Annotated in this window: 2 protein-coding genes; one reads left to right on the forward strand and one right to left on the reverse strand. The window is 30.5% G+C overall.

The features are described 5' to 3' along the window. Positions 1-91 precede the first annotated feature (91 nt). Positions 92-814, forward strand: coding sequence for an IS1 family transposase (locus IQ228_RS26010; RefSeq protein WP_193965006.1), 723 nt, complete (start codon positions 92-94; stop codon positions 812-814). Positions 815-825: 11 nt separating this feature from the next. Here IQ228_RS26010 and IQ228_RS26015 read toward each other — a convergent pair. After that, a partial coding sequence (locus tag IQ228_RS26015; RefSeq protein WP_228044094.1) for a hypothetical protein occupies positions 826-1,426 on the reverse strand: 601 nt, incomplete at its 5' end.

The following is a 1,426-nucleotide window of genomic DNA, read 5'->3' on the forward strand; positions in this document are numbered from 1 at the left end:
TTAAGAGACAGATATATGATTTCGCTAGAACGTATTAAGTGTTATATGTAGTGAAGTACGAGTGTTTTTAAATTCAACTATTTCAGCTTTGATGTCAATCTCCAGACCTACTTGCCCCAATTGTGGTTCTCAACACACTGTCAAAAATGGGAAGATTCATAATCAAAAACCAAAATACCAGTGTCAAAACTGCAAAAGACAGTTTATAGAAAATCCCACTAATAAAGTTATTAGCAAAGATACTATAGAACTGATTGATAGACTTTTACTTGAGAAAATACCTTTGGCCAGTATTGCTCGCGCTGCTCTTGTTTCAACGACTTGGTTGCAAAAATATGTGAATAATAAATATGCCCAGATTCCTCAGCAGGTAAATGTTTCAGCCAAACCAAGAGGTAAATTAACTATTGAATGTGATGAGGCTTGGTCATTTGTAGGTCATAAGGGTAATAAGCAATGGATTTGGTTAGCTTTGGATAAAAAAACTAGAGAAATAGTTGGAGTTTACATAGGCAATCGCAGTGAAGATGGTGCTAGAGGATTATGGAATTCTCTACCACCAGTTTATCGTCAATGTGCTGTCTGCTATACAGATTTTTGGGCGGCTTACGCACAAGTTATTCCTAGCAAACGTCATCAGGCAGTCGGGAAAGAAAGTGGCAAGACTAACCATATTGAACGCTTTAATAATACAATGCGTCAAAGAATTTCTCGTTTGGTCAGAAAAACTTTATCCTTTTCTAAAAAGTTAGATAATCATATTGGCGCTATCTGGTATTTTATTCATTATTATAATTCTTGTTGTAGTGCCTAATTTTATTATCACTACATATTTACCACTACTGAGTATGGTAAAATACCTTTATCACATTTTCCTTTACATAAATTTGTTTTCCTTAAAAATCGATTAAAATTTAGAAAATTTATTGCTTCACCTTCCTCAAGTAAACATGATTCAATTATTTCAATATCCTGTTCAGAAAATATCGCAAATTCTATTATTCTATAACCAGAGTTAATTTTTTCTTGAGTAGATTTGTGTGTGACTGCAACCTCAAAAAATATTTTTTCTTTATTTTCATTTTCAGATTCTAGTAATATATCTGTAATAAAACTTTGTTCTCTAGACTCAATAAAAATTTTCTTAAAATATTTAGTTAAATCGAAAATAATTTTCTGAGATTCTAACTCACAAGTTACTAAAAAATCCTTTTCATAGAAGTTACAAACTCGATTCATTAAAATTTTGATATTAAATGGTTTATTGTCCCTTAAACATTCTAAATAAGTTTTATAAAATTTAATCTTAGTTAGCTTATGTAAATAAGTCTCTGGAGAACAATTTATTTCTGTTATAATTTTATGTCTAAAATGTTTGATTCTTTTTTCACCAGTAACAGCAATCATTTCATATCCACAGCTTAAA

This window comes from Dolichospermum sp. LEGE 00246 (assembly GCF_015207865.1).
GTDB lineage: Bacteria > Cyanobacteriota > Cyanobacteriia > Cyanobacteriales > Nostocaceae > Dolichospermum > Dolichospermum heterosporum.

Coding starts and splice junctions, on each gene's coding strand:
- IQ228_RS26010 (WP_193965006.1), top strand. CDS start 92: ATGTCAATCTCCAGACCTACTTGCCCCAATTGTGGTTCTCAACACACT.